Source organism: Providencia vermicola (assembly GCF_010748935.1).
GTDB classification, from domain to species: domain Bacteria; phylum Pseudomonadota; class Gammaproteobacteria; order Enterobacterales; family Enterobacteriaceae; genus Providencia; species Providencia zhejiangensis.
Window position 1 is genome coordinate 3,343,041 of the sequence record NZ_CP048796.1, and the last position, 18,215, is coordinate 3,361,255.

General features: G+C 42.4%; 13 protein-coding genes and 7 tRNA genes. 16 read left to right on the top strand and 4 right to left on the bottom strand.

Annotated features, from left to right (window positions below; translation table 11 throughout):
• Positions 1-52: 52 nt before the first annotated feature.
• Positions 53-2,038: an N-acetylglucosamine-specific PTS transporter subunit IIBC gene (nagE, locus tag G3341_RS15090; protein ID WP_231131860.1), complete on the bottom strand. Its 1,986-nt coding sequence runs from the start codon at positions 2,036-2,038 to the stop codon at positions 53-55.
• Positions 2,039-2,535: 497 nt separating this feature from the next.
• Here nagE and nagB point away from each other — a divergent pair, with 497 nt between their 5' ends.
• The 11 genes from nagB (at position 2,536) to G3341_RS15145 (ending at position 8,832) form a co-directional block, all read left to right on the top strand.
• Positions 2,536-3,339, top strand: a complete 804-nt coding sequence (gene nagB / locus G3341_RS15095) for a glucosamine-6-phosphate deaminase (protein ID WP_154624767.1) — start codon at positions 2,536-2,538, stop codon at positions 3,337-3,339.
• A gap of 79 nt (positions 3,340-3,418) precedes the next feature.
• Positions 3,419-4,582 carry an N-acetylglucosamine-6-phosphate deacetylase gene (gene nagA, locus G3341_RS15100; RefSeq protein ID WP_163862783.1) on the top strand — a complete coding sequence of 388 codons (1,164 nt, stop codon included), beginning with the start codon at positions 3,419-3,421 and terminating at the stop codon, positions 4,580-4,582.
• An 11-nt stretch (positions 4,583-4,593) separates the two neighbouring features.
• Complete coding sequence (gene nagC / locus G3341_RS15105; protein WP_154624765.1) at positions 4,594-5,817, top strand: DNA-binding transcriptional regulator NagC; 1,224 nt, start codon at positions 4,594-4,596, stop codon at positions 5,815-5,817.
• 428 nt (positions 5,818-6,245) lie between these two features.
• Positions 6,246-6,322, top strand: a tRNA-Met gene (locus G3341_RS15110).
• Positions 6,323-6,327: 5 nt separating this feature from the next.
• Positions 6,328-6,412 (top strand) — tRNA-Leu (locus G3341_RS15115).
• A 29-nt stretch (positions 6,413-6,441) separates the two neighbouring features.
• Positions 6,442-6,516: transfer RNA gene (locus G3341_RS15120), tRNA-Gln, on the top strand.
• A gap of 33 nt (positions 6,517-6,549) precedes the next feature.
• Positions 6,550-6,624 (top strand) — tRNA-Gln (locus G3341_RS15125).
• 71 nt (positions 6,625-6,695) lie between these two features.
• Positions 6,696-6,772 (top strand) — tRNA-Met (locus G3341_RS15130).
• A 6-nt stretch (positions 6,773-6,778) separates the two neighbouring features.
• Positions 6,779-6,863: transfer RNA gene (locus G3341_RS15135), tRNA-Leu, on the top strand.
• A gap of 28 nt (positions 6,864-6,891) precedes the next feature.
• Positions 6,892-6,966 (top strand) — tRNA-Gln (locus tag G3341_RS15140).
• Positions 6,967-7,491: 525 nt separating this feature from the next.
• Entirely contained in the window at positions 7,492-8,832 is a 1,341-nt protein-coding gene (locus G3341_RS15145) for a dicarboxylate/amino acid:cation symporter (protein ID WP_195848205.1), read from the top strand.
• An 81-nt stretch (positions 8,833-8,913) separates the two neighbouring features.
• On the opposite strand, the gene ubiF is transcribed toward G3341_RS15145, so the two are convergent.
• Entirely contained in the window at positions 8,914-10,101 is a 1,188-nt protein-coding gene (ubiF, locus tag G3341_RS15150; RefSeq protein ID WP_163862785.1) for a 3-demethoxyubiquinol 3-hydroxylase, read from the bottom strand.
• Between the two features lie 393 nt (positions 10,102-10,494).
• Between ubiF and miaB the strand changes: the two genes are divergently transcribed.
• From miaB to lnt, 5 genes are all read left to right on the top strand, one after another.
• Positions 10,495-11,925 carry a tRNA (N6-isopentenyl adenosine(37)-C2)-methylthiotransferase MiaB gene (gene miaB, locus G3341_RS15155; protein WP_163862787.1) on the top strand — a complete coding sequence of 477 codons (1,431 nt, stop codon included), beginning with the start codon at positions 10,495-10,497 and terminating at the stop codon, positions 11,923-11,925.
• An 86-nt stretch (positions 11,926-12,011) separates the two neighbouring features.
• A complete protein-coding gene (locus tag G3341_RS15160) occupies positions 12,012-13,010 on the top strand; it encodes a PhoH family protein (RefSeq protein WP_244316517.1) in 999 nt (332 codons plus the stop codon).
• The gene (gene ybeY, locus G3341_RS15165; protein ID WP_163862789.1) at positions 13,011-13,478 is read left to right on the top strand and encodes an rRNA maturation RNase YbeY; all 468 of its coding nucleotides are present in this window, start codon (positions 13,011-13,013) and stop codon (positions 13,476-13,478) included.
• 182 nt (positions 13,479-13,660) lie between these two features.
• On the top strand, positions 13,661-14,545 hold the full coding sequence (corC, locus tag G3341_RS15170; RefSeq protein ID WP_154625084.1) for a CNNM family magnesium/cobalt transport protein CorC: 885 nt from the start codon (positions 13,661-13,663) through the stop codon (positions 14,543-14,545).
• Positions 14,545-16,089 (top strand): apolipoprotein N-acyltransferase, encoded by a 1,545-nt coding sequence (lnt, locus tag G3341_RS15175; protein WP_154625085.1) that lies wholly within the window; start codon positions 14,545-14,547, stop codon positions 16,087-16,089. The genes corC and lnt overlap by 1 nt, the downstream gene beginning before the upstream one ends.
• Before the next feature lie 69 nt (positions 16,090-16,158).
• Here the strand turns inward: lnt and G3341_RS15180 are convergent, their stop codons facing one another.
• Both G3341_RS15180 and G3341_RS15185 read right to left on the bottom strand, forming a co-directional pair.
• Entirely contained in the window at positions 16,159-17,082 is a 924-nt protein-coding gene (locus tag G3341_RS15180; RefSeq protein WP_163862791.1) for a sugar kinase, read from the bottom strand.
• A complete protein-coding gene (locus G3341_RS15185; RefSeq protein ID WP_163862793.1) occupies positions 17,075-18,100 on the bottom strand; it encodes an SPFH domain-containing protein in 1,026 nt (341 codons plus the stop codon). The genes G3341_RS15180 and G3341_RS15185 overlap by 8 nt, the downstream gene beginning before the upstream one ends.
• Positions 18,101-18,215 lie beyond the last annotated feature (115 nt).

Here is an 18,215-nt window from a genome sequence, read left to right on the forward strand (position 1 = left end):
AAAGGGAGGCGATTGCCTCCCTTTGCTCTGTCAATTATATCTTTGCAAACTCTTATTTTAGTACGTTGTAAATAACGGTTTCGCCTGCCGTTACATTACCACTAGCTAAAATTTCAACACCGGCAAAATCATCAATATTACTGATAATTACTGGGCTAATCATGGATTTTGCATTCGCTTCTAAGAAGGCGATATCCAGCTTCAGAATCGGTGTTCCTGCTTGAACTTCACTACCTTCTTCCACTAAACGAGCACAGCCTTCACCTTTTAGAGCAACGGTATCGATGCCCATGTGAACAATTAACTCAACGCCATTATCTGTTTCAATACAGAATGCATGGTTCGTTTCGAAAATTTTGACAACGGTGCCCGCTACTGGTGCTAACACTTCATCACTAGTCGGTTTGATCGCAATACCATCCCCGACGATACGGCTAGAGAATGCTTCATCAGGCACATCATCAAGAGAATAAACTTCACCACTCACTGGCGCAACCAGTGACAGAATAGTTTCACCTTTCGCCTTTGTTGGCTCAGTTACTTTTGTCGTTTGTGCCGCTGCGGCTGGCGCCGAACCTGCAATGGCCCCTTTCGCCATCACTTCTTTCATGGCAGATGCAACCAACTCAGCACGGGTACCAACAATAACTTGAACGCTTTGTTTGTTCAGACGAATAACCCCTGACGCACCAAGACGTTTTGCCATCGCATCATTAACAACACTAGAATCTTTCACACTTAAACGAAGACGAGTGATACATGCATCAATACCTGTAATGTTGTCACTTCCCCCCACTGCCGCAACATATTGGCGCGCTTCTTTTTGAATGTCGCTTTCTGAGCTATCGGCTGGGCTTAGATTCTCATCATAGCCATCGATAGTTTCATCACCAGCACTCTCTTCACGGCCCGGCGTCATCAGGTTGAACTTACGGATCATGAAGCGGAAGATAACATAATAGATGCAGAAGAAGACAAGCCCTTGAACAATCAGCATCCACCATTGTAATGCAAGAGGGTTACGTGATTGCAGCAGCATATCGACTAAGCCCGCACTGAAGCCAAATCCTGATAACCACTGCATTGATGCAGAAATAAAGACCGAAATACCGGTTAAGAATGCATGGATAACATACAATACTGGTGCCACAAACATGAATGAGAATTCAAGTGGCTCAGTGATACCCGTAAAGAATGCGGCAAAAGCACCGGCCAGCATGATACCAGCGACTTTCGCTTTATTTTCAGGACGTGCACAATGATAGATAGCTAATGCCGCCCCTGGTAAACCGAACATCATGATCGGGAAGAAACCAGCCTGATAACGCCCCGTAATACCTGGAATTGCCAGACCCTCTTCAATTGACTTAGCACCGCCAAGGAAGTTAGGAATATCGTTAATTCCTGCAACATCAAACCAGAACACTGAGTTCAAGGCATGGTGTAGACCGACTGGAATCAGTAAACGGTTAAAGAAGGCATAAACACCAGCACCCACTGAACCTAAATCTTTGATACTCTCACCAAATGAGACTAGGCCATTATAAACTACCGGCCAAACATACATCAGCACAAAAGCAAGGATGATCATTAGGAACGATGTCAAAATCGGGACAAGACGGCGTCCACTAAAGAATGACAATGCTTTTGGTAACTCTACCCCGCTATAACGGTTATATAACTCAGCAGAGAGCACACCAACAAGAATACCGACAAATTGGTTGTTAATCTTATTGAAAGCCGCTGGCACATTTTCAAGCGGAACATTCATAATCATGGAGTAAGACGCCGGTGAACATAATGTTGTTACCACTAAGAAACCGACAAACCCCGTCAGTGCAGCTGCACCATCTTTATCTTTTGACATACCATAAGCGATACCGATAGCAAACAGCACAGACATATTATCAATAATAGCTGCACCTGATTTTATCAGTAACGCTGCGATTGCACTATTGGCACCCCACCCATCTGGGTCAATCCAATAGCCAATACCCATCAGGATCGCGGCGGCAGGTAATACTGCCACAGGCACCATCAATGCCCTACCAATCCGCTGTAAGTAGCTAAGAATATTCACAAACTCCCCCTTTATAGCCCAGTATTGCCCCATTTACGGGATCTTATTGTTCATACACCTTGATAATAGTTTAGGTGATTGAGCGTAGCAATTTCATAGTCTAGTTGAATTCTTTCGCGATACAAAATAAATAGGTGTGATTTGTGATAAATGTCAATGATAAATTTCATTATCCGCCTAAATTAGTGGCTATTATTGAAAACTTATTTTATGATTAAAAATAACTTATCCACTGGATTTAGCTTTATAGCTAATAGAGAATCTGTACTCCCTGAAACATCCTATAGTTAATTAATAAAACTCAGGGACATAGCAACTGGAGAGTAGCGAAAGTGCATATCGGCAACGGAAAACAATCACGGAATTGCAACCTATGCCATGTCGATTAAGCTACGCCAGATAAAAAATATTCAAGATTTCATAGAATTAACAGACTGTTACTAGAGGTAAGTATCATGAGGCTTCTGCCACTAAAAACGGCTCACGCCGTTGGGATTTGGTCTGCACAATATATCGTAGACAAAATCAATGCATTTAACCCAACTGCCGAGCGTCCTTTTGTGCTAGGTTTGCCAACCGGTGGAACCCCGCTTGCAACCTACAAAGCGCTTATTGCTCTATATCAAGCTGGCAAAGTGAGCTTTAAGCATGTTGTCACCTTCAATATGGATGAATATGTCGGTATCCCAGAAAATCATCCACAAAGTTATCATACCTTTATGTATGAAAACTTTTTCAATCACATTGATATTCAAAAAGAAAACATCAATTTACTCAATGGTAATGCACCTGATGTTGATGCGGAATGTCAACGTTATGAAGACAAGATCAAATCCTACGGCAAAATTAACCTCTTTATGGGTGGTGTTGGTAACGATGGGCACATCGCATTTAACGAACCCGGTTCATCATTAAGCTCTCGTACGCGCATCAAGACGTTAACACCAGAGACTCGTATCGCTAACTCACGCTTCTTTGATAACGATGTGAACCAAGTTCCTAAGTATGCATTAACCGTTGGCGTCGCAACGTTAATGGATGCCGAAGAATTGATGGTATTAGCGACTGGTGCGAATAAAGCAAACGCTGTACAAGCCGCGGTTGAAGGTTCAGTCAACCATTTATGGACCGTCAGTTGCGTACAGATGCACCAAAAAGCACTGATCGTCTGTGATGAGCCAGCGACACTTGAGCTAAAAGTAAAAACGCTAAAATATTTCAGTCAATTAGAATCAGACATTATCGAAGCATTTAATTAATAATCATTCGAACACCCGACTTGTGAAAGCAAGTCGGTGACCCGAAGTTTATCTCTCCAGAAGTCAGGAGCCAAAGACTATGTATGCACTAACTCATTGTATTATATATACCGGTCATGAAAGACTAGATAATCACGCCGTCATCATTGATGGTGCTCTTATTAAAGATATCTGCCCATTAAACCAACTCCCAGCAGGTATCGAGCAACATGATTTACAAGGTGCGATTCTTTCTCCCGGTTTTATTGATCTACAAGTCAATGGCTGCGGTGGTGTCCAATTCAATGACAACAAAGAAAATGTGACACTGAAGCATCTGGAGATAATGCAAAAAGCCAATGAACGTACCGGATGCACAAGCTACCTACCAACGTTAATTACTTGTTCTGATGACCTCATGAAACATGCCATTGAGGTGATGACTGAATATCTAAAAACTCATCATCATCAAGCTCTTGGATTACATCTAGAAGGCCCTTACATCAACGTGATTAAAAAAGGTACTCACAATCCTGAGTTTATTCGTAAACCTTCAGCAGAAATGATAGCGCATTTAGTGGCGCATGCTGATGTGATTACCAAAGTCACTTTAGCGCCTGAAATAGTGGATGAGTCCTATATCCGACAACTCACTGACGCTGGTATTGTGGTTTCAGCGGGCCATTCAAACTCAACCTATGAAGAAGCTCGTCTTGGTTTTAAAGCAGGTATTGGTTTCTCGACCCATTTATTTAATGCAATGCCATATATCTCAGGGAGAGGCCCAGGCTTAGTTGGGGCAATTTATGATACTCCTGAAGTGTATGCTGGCATTATTGCAGATGGTCTTCATGTTCAATGGGCAAATATTCGTAACAGTAAGCGCTTGAAAGGTGATAAATTAGTTTTAGTTACGGACGCTACAGCGCCTGCTGGTATTGATCCACAAACTGGTGAAATGGATCATTTTATCTTCGCAGGCAAAACCATATACTACCGTGATGGATTGTGTGTTGATGAGAACGGAACCCTCAGCGGATCATCACTAACAATGATTGAAGCAGTTAAAAATACGGTAGAACATGTCGGTATCGCATTAGATGAAACATTAAGGATGGCAACACTTTATCCCGCAAGAGCCATTGGTGTCGAATCTAGCTTAGGCTCGATTGCACCGGGTAAGGTTGCAAACTTAACTGCGTTTAACCACGACTTCCAAATCCTATCAACTTATGTCAATGGAGAGGAAGTCTACAAAAAATGAGTATATAGCTGATGAACCATAGTCACTCGCTAAAGCAAATTGGTAATATTGATCTGGTAAAACAACTCAACGGTGCCGTGGTATATAGCCTAATTGACCAACAGGGTCCTATATCTCGCATCCAAATCGCAGAACAGAGCCAACTTGCGCCTGCAAGTGTCACCAAAATCACTCGTCAGCTACTCGAACGCGGCTTAATTAAAGAAGTCGACCAACAGGCCTCAACCGGAGGCCGACGTGCCATATCTATCGTATCTGAGTATAAAAACTTTCATACGATAGGTGTGCGCTTGGGTCGTTATGATGCTACCGTCGCACTGTATGATTTAAGCGGCAAACTGCTCAATGATGCCCATTACCCTATCTCAGCACCATCCCAACAAGCCTTAGAGCAAAAACTGACTGAAGCGATTGAAGACTTTATTGCTCTCAATCAGCGACGCATTAAAGAGCTTATTGCAATATCCGTGATCTTACCGGGCCTTGTGAACCCCCATAACGGTATCGTTCACTATATGCCGCATATCAAAGTAGATAATTGGCATCTCATTGATAATTTACAAGCGCATTTTAAAATTACCTGCTATGTGGGTCATGATATTCGCAGTCTCGCGTTAGCTGAAAGCTACTTTGGCGCCACCAAGGATTGTGAAGACTCACTACTGGTGAGAATACATCGGGGTACAGGTGCTGGGTTGGTTATCAACAATGAAATTCTGCTAAATCATCGGGGGAATCTCGGTGAAATTGGGCATATTCAAGTGGACCCTTTAGGTGAGCTGTGTCATTGCGGCAACTTTGGCTGTCTTGAAACAATCGCTTCCAATCAAGCTATTGAAAATCGGGTAAAACAACGCTTAGAACAAGGCTTTGTCAGCTCACTCTCACTGGAGCAATGCACCATTCAACAAATTTGCCAAGCCGCAAATAAAAATGATCCACTCGCAACGGAAGTCATTCAGCATGTGGGCCGCCAAATCGGTAAAGCTATCGCCATTTCAATAAACTTATTTAACCCTGAAAAAGTAGTGATTGCGGGTGATATCACCGAAGCTGAGCAGGTATTGCTACCTGCGATTCAAAGCTGTATTGATACACAAGCTTTGAAGGGATTTCGCGAAAATTTACCCGTTGTGACTTCGCAATTGGTTCATAACTCGGCAATTGGCGCATTCGCCCTGACTAAACGTGCCATGCTCAATGGTGAATTACTCCAAAAACTCCTCGATAACTAGTCCTTTTTATCATTGTTCAAAAAAACCAGAATTTGCCCGTTGCACTTCTGGTTTTTTGTGCATTAAATTAGACAAAAAATAAAGACTCAGACGTTTATATCGTGCCATGTTCATGCTAATAAACGTAAAAACTAAGCCTTAATTCGCACAATACCGTTGAGAATTTTGACGGAGACTGTTTGTTTTCTAACTTCATTATTTACATCATAATTTATTACGATATATCGCAGCAGAGATAATCGCCTTCATGTGACACACTTCCGTTATTTTGATGCAAGTCTTGTTTTTTGCTGTCTTTATCGACAAAATGATTATTCATCAAACAAACGGACGCATTTTCACAAAAATAGTGAAAAAAGCAGTTGACTGTCTCAGCTGTAATTAGCATAATGCGCCCCGCAACGCCGATGAAGGTAATGCAAAAAGATGGCTATGTAGCTCAGCTGGTTAGAGCACAACACTCATAATGTTGGGGTCACAGGTTCGAATCCCGTCATAGCCACCATGTTTGCGGGAGTGGCGAAATTGGTAGACGCACCAGATTTAGGTTCTGGCGCCGCAAGGTGTGCGAGTTCAAGTCTCGCCTCCCGCACCATTTTCCTTCTCGGTAATAGAATTTAAGATTGGGGTATCGCCAAGCGGTAAGGCACCAGGTTTTGATCCTGGCATTCCCAGGTTCGAATCCTGGTACCCCAGCCATCTTAAATCAACAAATTTGAAGACATCCTCGGATGGGGTATCGCCAAGCGGTAAGGCACCAGGTTTTGATCCTGGCATTCCCAGGTTCGAATCCTGGTACCCCAGCCATCTCTCCTCTCCAAGGAATGTCTTAAAAATCCCATACAGTAACTTTATAAAGATAGATTAACTGTATAGATGGCTATGTAGCTCAGCTGGTTAGAGCACAACACTCATAATGTTGGGGTCACAGGTTCGAATCCCGTCATAGCCACCATGTTTTGCGGGAGTGGCGAAATTGGTAGACGCACCAGATTTAGGTTCTGGCGCCGCAAGGTGTGCGAGTTCAAGTCTCGCCTCCCGCACCATTCCCTTCTAGGGAATAAAATTAAGTATTGGGGTATCGCCAAGCGGTAAGGCACCAGGTTTTGATCCTGGCATTCCCAGGTTCGAATCCTGGTACCCCAGCCATATTTATATAGCCGGTCTTAGTACGGGTTATAAGAAACCATCCTTTATTAAGGGTGGTTTTTTTTTGCTTATTATTATTCGCCTTCCAATAGAAACACCTAACCCTGACTTTTATTTATTTCACTTCAATTATTAAGTTTTACTCACATTTTCACCAATTAACTTTCAGACTTTTCCCTATTTAAGGTAACTAGCCCCCTCCTTTTAATAACCATAATGCTGGGGTTTACCTGTTCTTATTACCTATAAGCATCATAAAATAACAATTAGAACATTTTTTTTACTTTTAATTATCTCTGATATCAATTATGTGATTTTAGTCATTTTTTCATAACGACTAATAGTGGTAATCTCCAGTCAGATTTTGGTTAGTACCGATTAATGGCTTTCGGGATCCCTCTACCTTCCGCCATGACTCATGCATTATCCAACTCATGACCCCAAATAAATAAAAAGTTCTCACAACCTAATAATTATAAATTGCAGCAATGCAATACTTTACAGAGAAAATTTATGCAAAACATGATGAAACAACCACTCTATAAAATCCTATATGTACAGGTCATTGTCGCCATCGTGCTAGGTATCGCACTTGGTCATTTTTTTCCTGATATCGGAGAATCCTTAAAACCACTTGGTGATGCCTTCATCAAGATCGTTAAAATGATTATTGCACCAGTCATCTTCTTAACCGTCGTGACTGGCATTTCAGGCATGAGCAACATGAAGGCCGTCGGGAGTGTTGCTGGAAAAGCCATGCTCTACTTTATTACCTTCTCAACCATTGCACTTATCATTGGTTTGATCGTGGCTAACATTATTCGCCCTGGCTCAGGTCTGAATATTGACCCTGCAACTCTTGATAGTAGCAAAGTCGCAGGTTATGTAGAGAAAGCTCACGAATCATCGATTGTCAGTTTCTTGATGAATATCATTCCTGATACTGTCATTAGCCCACTTGTGAACGGGAATATCCTTCAAGTGTTATTTATTGCGGTGATTTTTGGTTTAGCACTTGCTGCTACCGGTAAGCACGGTGAGCCAATTGTGAAATTACTGCAAAACTTTTCTGAACCTGTGTTCAAAATGGTTGCCATGCTAATGAAACTGGCTCCTATCGGTGCATTTGGTGCGATGGCATTCACGATAGGTAAATATGGTATCTCTTCTATCGGCAACTTAATGATGCTGATCATGACGTTCTATATTACGTCATTATTGTTTGTGCTTATCGTATTAGGTGCGGTTGCTAAATATAATGGCTTCTCCATTATTGAACTCATCAAATATATTAAAGATGAGCTTTGGCTAGTCTTAGGCACGTCATCCTCTGAAGCAGCCTTACCGAGCTTGATGAGGAAGATGGAGCATGCAGGGTGTGAAAAATCTGTCGTTGGCTTAGTGATTCCAACAGGATATTCATTTAACCTTGATGGCACCAATATTTATATGACCATGGCAGCGTTGTTTATTGCCCAAGCAACAAATATTGACCTAACAATTTGGGAGCAAGTTTCACTGTTACTTGTGGCAATGATCAGCTCAAAAGGTGCCGCAGGCGTTACTGGAGCCGGTTTTATTACTCTAGCGGCAACACTAATGGTCGTTCCAAGTATTCCCGTAGCAGGTATGGCGTTAATCTTAGGTATCGACCGCTTTATGTCCGAATGTCGTGCACTCACTAACTTGGTGGGGAATGCTTGTGCCTGTATCGTCGTTGCACGTTGGGAAAAAGAATTAGATACCGACAAACTGGCTAGGGCATTTGCAGCAAAAGGGGAAAGTATCGATTCAATTATTACTGAAGAAAACGTTGAAATCCCTTCCCATCATGCTCAGCCATTTGATGTTGCGAAAGATAAATAATTAGCGCCTCGCGATAACCTCATCGGGGAAGCCTCATTGTGATGAGACTTCCCCTTATAGTTTATTAATTTGAAATGACGCTCAAAGCCCTAAAGCATACTTCAGTGCTAACTTCTTCGCTTCTCCAGCACGTTGCGCTGCCATCAAACCAAGATTTCTCAGTACTTTCAAACCTGGCAAGTTCTCACTAAACGCCATGTAAAATACATCCATGCCCGCTTGCATGACTAAATTATCAGGTAAACGACGACGCTGATAACGCTTTAGCACTTCAAGAGACGACCAAGGCTCTAGGTATTCTTTCGCTTGCGTCACCACGTTAAGTAACACATCGACATCGCGATAGCCTAAATTCACACCCTGTCCAGCCAATGGATTGATGGTATGGGCAGCATCACCAACCAATGCAAGCCCTTCGATAACATAGCGATTCGCATGGTGACGGGTGAGTGGAAACGCCCCAGAAGCAACCGCGACGACATTCCCCACACGTTCAGGGAAAGCTTCATAAATGGCCCCCGTCAGTTGTTCCATCGACATTGACTGCAAACGGCGAATTTTGGCAGGGCTATCATACCAAACCAATGACGCCCAGTTATCATAAAGCGGTAGAAATGCTCTAGGCCCCGATGGGAAAAATTGCTGCCATGTTTTATCTTGCTGTGGCTCAGACGTTTTCACCGTAATCAACATGCAAGATTGGCGATACTGCCAACCACGGCTGCCAATCCCCACCAATTTGCGCACTTGAGAATTGGCACCGTCAGCACCAATAACCAGCTTCGCTTGCAAATCACGCCCATCATCCAAAGATATCACCCAATCTTTTTGACCATGAGGTTGATAAAGATGTGTTAACTGTGCCGGACAAATTCGCTCGAGGTTGGTGTATTTTTCGCATTCTCGCCATAACGCTAATTGTAAAACGCGATTCTCTACCATAAAACCCAGTTCAGGTAGCCCCAAGTCATGGGCATCAAAAACAACGTTACTCCCCTGCTCTTCCCACGTTTCTAATTGCCGATAAGGCGCACTACGCATCGCTTCAACATGCTGCCAAGCGCCAAGTTGCTTGAGTAAATCGACAGATGAACGACTAATCGCAGAAATACGAACATCAGGTGAGCTGTTCACATCGAATGCTGCTGGTTCTGCTTTTTCGAGTAATGCAACACTCAGCCCTTCTTGAGCAAACCCCAAAGCTGCTGCTGCACCTGTCATGCCAGCCCCAACCACGACAACATCATAATATTCTGTTAATTTATTCATTACATTAGCTACTATTAACTGTTTGATTTATGTAGTGTACCGAAAAATTGTTACACTGACAGGGAATATCTCTATCACAGACTCTGGTCACTGGTGCTTCAAATGAATACAATACACGTTAATCTTAAAACAATGGGCGATAACCTGTCTTTGAGAGTGCGTACCGCATAGCCTTAGAATTTTCGAGCCTGGCTATTTTGACATTTTTCGTATCATAGAGTGATGTTTGTGATCAAAAATGCGTACGCCTTCCCAAAACGGGACAGGACTTTGGATTTATACACAAAATAATTCGAGCACGCGCGTATAGCACTGCTGCTTGAAGTATAACGGGTATACAACGCGTTTCGGAGTCCATTATACTAAGCCACTTCGAAAACACCGGATATAAACATGTCGACGAATAAAAAGTTATACATTAAAACATGGGGCTGCCAAATGAATGAGTACGACTCATCTAAAATGGCATCATTATTAGAAAGCACCCATGGTTATCAGATCACTGAAATTCCTGAAGAAGCAGACGTCTTACTGTTGAACACCTGCTCGATCCGTGAAAAAGCGCAGGAAAAGGTTTTCCATCAGCTTGGGCGCTGGAAAAATTTTAAAGATAGTAATCCTGATATCATCATTGGTGTCGGTGGCTGTGTTGCCTCTCAAGAAGGGGATTTTATTCGTCAACGCGCACCGAGTGTCGACATTGTTTTTGGCCCACAAACGCTACACCGTTTGCCTGAAATGATTAATCAAGTAAAAGGCACTCGCAGCCCTGTTATTGATATTAGCTTCCCTGAGATTGAGAAATTTGACCGCCTTCCAGAACCTCGCGCTGAAGGCCCTACCGCATTTGTTTCTATCATGGAAGGCTGTAATAAATATTGTACATTCTGTGTCGTACCTTATACACGTGGTGAAGAAGTCAGTCGCCCTTGTGATGATATCTTATTTGAAATTGCACAATTAGCAGCACAAGGTGTACGTGAAGTTAACCTACTCGGCCAAAACGTAAACGCTTATCGTGGTGAAACTTTCGATGGTGAAATTTGTACTTTTGCCGAATTAATTCGTTTAGTGGCGGCAATTGATGGTATCGACCGTATTCGTTTTACCACTAGCCACCCCATTGAATTTACTGACGATATCATCGAAGTCTATGAAGATACTCCTGAGTTAGTCAGCTTCCTGCATTTGCCTGTACAAAGTGGCTCAGATCGCATCTTAACGTTAATGAAACGTGCTCATACCGCACTCGAATATAAAGCCATTATTCGTAAATTACGAAAAGCACGCCCAGATATTTTGATTAGTTCTGACTTCATTGTTGGCTTCCCTTGCGAAACCGATGATGACTTTGAAAAAACCATGAAGCTCATCGCCGATGTCAATTTTGATATGAGCTTTAGCTTTGTTTACTCAGCACGCCCTGGTACACCGGCAGCTGACTTACCAGATGATGTTAGCGAAGAAGAGAAAAAGCAGCGTCTCTATCTCTTACAACAGCGCATAAATCAGCAAGCAATGAGCTATAGCCGTGCTATGTTGGGAACAGTGCAGCGTGTTTTAGTCGAAGGCCCTTCTCGTAAAAATGTTATGGAGCTTTCAGGACGTACTGAAAATAACCGTGTAGTCAACTTTGAAGGCTTACCCGATATGATTGGTAAGTTTGTTGACGTAGAGATTGTCGATGTTTATGCCAACTCACTACGCGGTAAAGTGATCCGCACAGAAGACCAAATGGACTTACGCGTTCACGAATCACCAGCTTCCGTCATCGCACGTACTCGTAAAGAAGATGAGCTTGGAGTGGGTAACTACCAACCCTAAAGATAGGATACTCAGTGACCGATAAAAAACCGTTGCAAATAGCAACACAAGAGATCTTTCTAGAGCCCGCAGATAACCAACGCTTAATGAGCCTTTGCGGGCCATTTGATGATAATATCAAGCAACTAGAACGCAGACTTGCGATCGAAATTAATCGTCGTGATAACCGTTTCAAATTATCAGGCAAGCCATTTAACGTTCAAGCTGCCAGTAAAATTTTACGCCAACTTTATGTTGAGACTGCCCCAATACGTGGCGTGATCCCTGATATTGACCCCGAACAAATCCATCTTGCTATCTCTGAAAGCCGCGTATTAGAGCAAGCCGCAGATAGCATCCCGGATTATGGCAAAGCCGTTAATATCAAAACCAAGCGTGGTGTTATCAAGCCGCGAACACCAAATCAAGCCCAATACATTGCGAATATCTTAGATCATGATATTACCTTTGGTATTGGCCCTGCTGGTACAGGGAAAACGTATCTTGCCGTTGCAGCAGCCGTTGATGCACTTGAACGCCAAGAAGTACGCCGTATTCTCTTAACTCGACCAGCCGTTGAAGCTGGCGAAAAACTTGGTTTTTTGCCGGGCGATCTGAGTCAAAAAGTGGACCCTTATTTGCGTCCACTTTACGACGCACTCTTTGAGATGCTTGGGTTCGAGAAAGTAGAGAAACTCATCGAACGTAATGTCATTGAAGTCGCACCACTGGCTTATATGCGGGGTCGTACACTCAATGATGCCTTCATTATTTTAGATGAGAGCCAAAATACCACCATTGAGCAAATGAAAATGTTCCTGACTCGTATCGGTTTTAACTCTAAGGCCGTAATTACAGGGGATATCACTCAAGTCGATTTACCACGAGGCAATAAATCAGGCTTGCGTCATGCCATTGAGGTTCTCTCCGACGTCGATGAATTGAGTTTTAATTTCTTCCATAGCGAAGACGTTGTGCGTCACCCAGTGGTGGCGAAAGTCGTTATTGCCTATGAAAAATGGGAAGAGCAAGATAGCAAACGTCGTCAGCAACTCAAAGAAGAACGGGAACAACAAAAAGAATTAGAAAAGCAGGAAAACCATTAAATGCGTGAAGTCATTCTCGATTTACAACTTGCTTGTGAAGAAACAACTGATTTACCCAGCGAATTCCTATTTCAACGCTGGTTGGAAGCTGTATTACCTAAGTTTCAAGCACAAAGTGAAGTCACCATTCGTATTGTTGATGAAGAAGAAAGTCACCATTTAAACCTGACTTATCGCGGCAAAGATAAACCGACTAACGTGTTATCATTCCCCTTTGAATCACCTCCGGAAGTTGAATTACCGTTACTTGGTGATTTAATTATTTGTCGCCAAGTGGTTGAACAAGAGGCCATTGAACAGCAAAAAAGTGCGGAAGAGCATTGGGCACATATGGTGGTACATGGCTGCCTACATCTGCTGGGTTATGACCATATTGAAGATGATGAAGCAGAAGAAATGGAAAGCCTAGAAACAGAAATTTTAGCTGAATTGGGCTATGCTGATCCTTATCTAGTAGAAAAAGAATGACCCATAGTCTATTTTTATGTTAAATATTAGCTGAGTAACTTTAAAGCCTGTCGTTTAGGGTGTAAATGTGAACAATATCACTTTTTGTTGAACACTCGCAGGAGTGTATTATCACCCCTAAACGACTGACTGGTTAACTTAATAAATCTTATTATTAATTGAGGAATAATTAATTAAACGCCATGAGCGACGATAACTCTTCGAGTAGTGACAACCCTGGCCCTAAGAAAGGGTTCTTTGCACTATTAAACCACCTCTTCCATGGTGAACCTAAAAACCGTGATGACTTGGTCGAGCTGATCCGTGATTCTCAGCAGAATGACCTTATCGATCCAGATACTCGTGACATGCTAGAAGGCGTCATGGATATTGCCGATCAGCGGGTACGTGACATTATGATCCCGCGTTCCCAGATTGTGACGTTAAAACGAAATCAAACGCTGGATGAGTGCCTTGATGTCATCATCGATTCCGCACACTCTCGTTTTCCTGTTATCAGTGAAGACAAAGATCATATTGAAGGGCTATTAATGGCAAAAGATTTATTGCCATTCATGCGTACCGATGCCGAGCCATTCAGTATTGACAAAGTGTTGCGCCAAGCTGTTGTTGTCCCTGAAAGTAAAAGGGTCGACCGCTTGTTAAAAGAGTTCCGTTCACAACGCTACCATATGGCCATTGTTATTGATGAATTTGGCGGTGTTTCTGGACTTGTTACCATTGAAGATATCTTAGAGCTTATTGTTGGGGAAATTGAAGATGAGTATGATGATGAAGACGATGTTGATATTCGTCAACTCAGTCAGCACTCCTATTCAGTAAGAGCGTTGACCCAAATTGAAGACTTCAATGACGCGTTTGACACTAACTTTAGTGACGATGAAGTTGATACTGTCGGCGGCCTAGTTATGCAAGCCTTCGGCCATTTGCCATCACGAGGTGAAACTATCACGATAGATGGCTATCAATTTAAAGTTGCAATGGCGGATAGCCGTCGGATTATTTTACTGCATGTAAAAATTCCTAATGGCGCTCCCGTCCCAACCTTAGATGAAGAAAAGAGTTAATGAACTTAGCGCCATCCTATCAAAGTCAGTGGTTACGCCTGCTACTGGCTTTAATTTTCGGAGCCAGTGGTACACTGGCTTTTTCGCCTTTTGATTTATGGCCTGCGGCACTCCTGTCGATTCTCTTTCTCCAATTATTAACCTTACATCGCACTGCCAAACAATCCTTTGCAATTGCCTTTGTCTGGGGCTTTGGCCTATTTGGCTCAGGTGTTAATTGGGTTTATGTCAGTATTGCTGACTTTGGCGGTATGCCGGAAGCCGTCAACGTTTTTCTCGTTATATTGCTCGCCGCATACCTTTCTTTATACACAGGGCTGTTTGGTTATCTACTCAGTCGATTTTTTCCAACAGCAAATGTATGGCGACTCGTATTTGCAGCCCCTGCAATTTGGCAGCTTACTGAATTTCTCCGTGGCTGGGTTCTTACAGGTTTTCCATGGCTACAATTTGGTTACAGCCAAATCGACGGTCCATTGAAAGCGCTTGCCCCTATTTTCGGCGTGGAAATGATTACCTTAATACTGTTTAGTATTAGTGGATTGATTGTTTTATCTCTCGTGCGTCGTCGTTTTAGTGTACTTGCCATTGCGGCGGTACTACTTTTTGCGCCTTTTGCGCTTAAAAATCTTCAGTGGTATACCCCATTAGAATCAAAAGCGACCGACGTCGCTTTAGTTCAAGGAAATATCCCACAGGCAATGAAATGGGAAGCAAGCTACTTACAACAAATTAAAGATACCTATCTTAAGCTATCTAGCCCGTATATCGGCAAAGCCTCATTAATTATCTGGCCTGAATCAGCGGTTCCGTCCGTTGAGCTTGATAACCAATCTTGGTTAAAATCACTGGATAAAGTGCTGGCAGAATCAAATACTCGGCTCATCACGGGGATTGTCGATGCTCGACCTATTGATGGTGAGTATGAGTTTTACAATACAATCATAGTATTAGGTGATAAAAAACCTTACCTATATCCGTCCCAAAATCGCTACAACAAACACCACTTAGTTCCATTTGGTGAGTTTGTTCCACTAGAAGATATTTTACGCCCTATCGCACCTTTCTTTAACCTACCAATGTCTGGTTTTAGTCGTGGTGATTATCAGCAAGCTCAACTTGCGGTTGGTAATATGCATCTGACTGCTGCAATTTGCTATGAAATTATTCTAGGTACACAGGTTCGCGATAACTTTCAACCTGATAGCGATTACCTGCTCACCATTTCTAATGATGCATGGTTTGGTAAATCGATCGGTCCATGGCAGCATTTCCAAATGGCACGCATGAGAGCCTTAGAGCTTGGGCGCCCGCTATTACGCGCCACCAATAATGGTGTCACCGCCGTTATTCGTGCAGACGGAACTGTTCAAGCTGAATTACCTCAATTTAAAGCAGCAACACTATCGACATCAATTATTCCAACCACAGGTTTAACGCCGTATGCGCGCTGGAGTAATTGGCCTATGTGGGGAGTGGTTGTCATATTTATATTCATCGCGCTGTCATTAGATCGCCGGCCAAAAAACAATTCAAATAAATAATAATCAACCCCAATAGTATGCCAAGTAAAACTACTGGGGTTATTATTTAACTTGTTTATTACTAAGCATTTAACCAATCAATTGCCCTTTTACCTTTGCAATACCAATAGAGGCAATGCAGCCCGAGTTGAAATGCAAATAATCGTCCTCAATCCCATCTGAAAAAATGATGCCATTTTCTGGCATAAGTGATTCCAGCTGAAGAGGTGAATGGCTATCAATGGCACCGAAAACCAATTTAACCCCTGTAGTTTTGCTCGGAAAAGGCTCCCTAACACTAAATTGTAATTTACTTTCCTCCCAAGAAAATCCTTGAGATAAAGGATGAGAGGTCTCCCCCATCACAGCTAAAGCGCCCGCTAAAATAGACTGGAACCACCCGGTTGAACCTAATCCTGTGGAAACAATGATGCCAGATGAAGATTGAAATTCATGCTGACCATTCCAGTTAAGTTTATAACGAGCAGATGTGTGACTCTTAGGACCAATAAAAAGATCATTCACGGCTAATAATGTCTGTCCATCGTTGGTTGTCGCCTGCGCAAACGTAATGGATTTACTCGGCATCTTTTCTTTTAATGTCTTTAAAACGGTTTCTCGAAGCTGACTAATCTCAAAGGGCAATAACTTACCATCCCAGCGAGTAGGGTCTGGATTTACTGCAATGACAGGCTGACCATTTAAATATTTCAATGCATTTGCAACCAATCCATCCTGCCCTATGACAATCACAATATCACGATGAGAAAACTGATAGCTTGGCAGCAATGAGCGTTCTAATAGTTGGAATCGCCCCAATGACCTAAGAATCGCTTCAGCCTCAGTTAATTGCTTCAGATACCGATTATGCTCTTCCAGATAATCATTGACCTCAACATGATTGTGTTCTAAATAAAACTTGGCTTGTGACCATGTATTAAAACGTTCAATCAACTCCTGCATACGCGTTTTGCGCATAATCAAAACAAAGCGAACATCATCTAATCTATGCATGTTTAGCGCCCTTTTTAACTATTTGGCTAAATAGATCAGGCGAAATATTTAACTCACCAATTTTTCCCGCATTTAACGCTAATGACTCGAATGCCATTGCCATTAATTGCTCTGGATTCATTTTTGCCAACGCCATTGCTTTTAAGTTTTCCACGGGGAGTTCTCGATAAGCCTTCATTTTTGCTTGGATAGCATACGCATCGGCATCGGATTGAATGCGTTGATTTTCAACGCTTAAAGCCACCAGCTCATTGCGTTTAGCTTCTTCATTAACTTTGGCAGCCAATCTTTCTTGTTCGAGTTCAGCGCTTTCACGCAATAGAGTACGTTCATTTTCTAAGCGTGCCTCTTCAATTTGTTGCTGCTTGTTTTGAATAGACAAGTCTGTTTCAAGTTCAGCCTCTTTCAGCATGCGTTCTTGTTCAACAGAAAATTTACGTCTAGCGTAAATAGCATCGTCGGCTTCTTTAAGAATTGACTCTCTAGCCTCTGCTTCAAGCGCTTTTAAAGTCTCTGGTGAAGGGGTAATTGCGCTTATCGAAATATCCAGAACCTCGATTCCTAATGTTGCCAATGCATCATGGACAGCCAACTGATGAGTTACTTCAGAAACTAATGTTTGCCCCATCAACAATGCATCACGCATTGAAGTGCGTTGAATTTTGGCTTGGATGAGCGTTTGTACACTACGAACGATTCTATCACTGAGCTTTAGAGGATCTTCAGAGGCATAAGACTGACCATCTTGAGCAAGATTATAGTTGAGCACATCCGCCGTTTTTTCAGGATACCTAATTTGAAATGAAACCTGCCCCTGAATCCGTAAACTTTGAAAATCAGCAGATTGCATATTAAAAATAAATGGCGCTTCAAGTGCATTCAGTGGTAATACAGAAATGGATGTTGTCGCAGAGTTATACCAAAAACTGAGCCCCTTACCTTGCTTAATCACTTTGCCATTGACTGATTTGATAATAAAACTCGAAGAATCGGCCTTGAAATAATTAATATTAAACATAGTTAACCTCTTTAGTGTCCTTGTGACAATAATAGATTATTGTCCTATAGACACTAACCTGTCAAGCAATAAGTGTCTTAATGACACAAAGAAAATTTTAACGTATCATCATTAC